Here is a 1,023-nt window from a genome sequence, read left to right as displayed (position 1 = left end):
TGCAAGCTGTTCCCAGCCGACAAGTTTTATAAAATATACTATCTTTTCGATAGGCAATGCAGTATAATAAAGACAGCAACAAATTAGAAGGAGGTATTTTATATGTTTAAAAAGGCTTTTTGGGTTCCTTATGAGGATAGTACCAATTACCCAACTCTTGCAAAAACTATGGAAGCAATTTCAAAATATTGTGAAGAAAATGGCGAGTCTTATACATTTATTAACGATGACGAAGTGGAGATAAATGGAAAAAGATATGAAATATATCGGGGCTACGAAAATGGTAGTAGGGGAAATTACGGTATAAAATGCAAAGAAAAATAATTTCCAGTTTTTCATTCCCTACACATCGGGTCAACTTGTCCCGAACTTTTACAACTAAATACCCGCCGCCCATACAGCGGCACACCAAGCAGGAAATCTGAAAAAGGTCTCCTGCTTTTTTTCTGCCCAAAATGAGGTGGTAAAACGCCACCCCATCCACCAATTACCGAAAGGAGGAACACGAAATGCCCTGTCCACACAACGAAATCTCTATTGTGCAGCGCAGCCAGCGGCAGTCTGCGGTTGCCGCCGCTGCTTACCAGAGTGGCGAAAAGCTGTTCTGTGAATACGACCAGCAAGTGAAGCACTACCCGGAAAAGCGTGGTATCGTCCACAATGAAATCCTGCTTCCGGCAAATGCCCCGCCGGAGTATGCAGACCGCAATACTTTATGGAACGCTGTCGAAGCGGTGGAGAAGCAATGGAACTCCCAGCTTGCAAGGCGGTGGGTGCTTACCATCCCCAGAGAGATCCCGCCTGACCAGTACGCTGTCCTTGTCCGGGAGTTTTGCCAGCAGCAGTTTGTTTCCAAAGGAATGTGCGTGGATTTTGCCATTCATGACAAAGGGGACGGAAACCCTCACGCTCATGTCATGCTGACCATGCGGGCGATGGACGAACATGGGAAATGGCTCCCCAAGAGCCGCAAGGTTTATGACCTTGATGAAAGCGGGGAACGGATAAAACTTCCGTCCGGCA

2 protein-coding genes are annotated in these 1,023 nt (G+C 46.4%); both read left to right on the top strand.

All coding sequences use genetic code 11. The features are described 5' to 3' along the window. Positions 1-102 precede the first annotated feature (102 nt). Entirely contained in the window at positions 103-324 is a 222-nt protein-coding gene (locus DXB70_RS13965; RefSeq protein WP_006876003.1) for a DUF4318 domain-containing protein, read from the top strand. 185 nt (positions 325-509) lie between these two features. After that, positions 510-1,023: MobQ family relaxase (mobQ, locus tag DXB70_RS13960; protein WP_147354056.1), on the top strand; the 514-nt coding region annotated here is incomplete at its 3' end.

Origin of the sequence: Clostridium sp. OM05-5BH (assembly GCF_003481505.1) — a bacterium.
Lineage (GTDB): Bacteria > Bacillota > Clostridia > Lachnospirales > Lachnospiraceae > Otoolea > Otoolea fessa.
This window is presented reverse-complemented; position numbering and strand designations above follow the sequence as displayed.

Excerpts from the sequence above, each read along its gene's own strand:
- DXB70_RS13965 (WP_006876003.1), top strand. The coding sequence starts at position 103 with ATGTTTAAAAAGGCTTTTTGGGTTCCTTATGAGGATAGTACCAATTAC.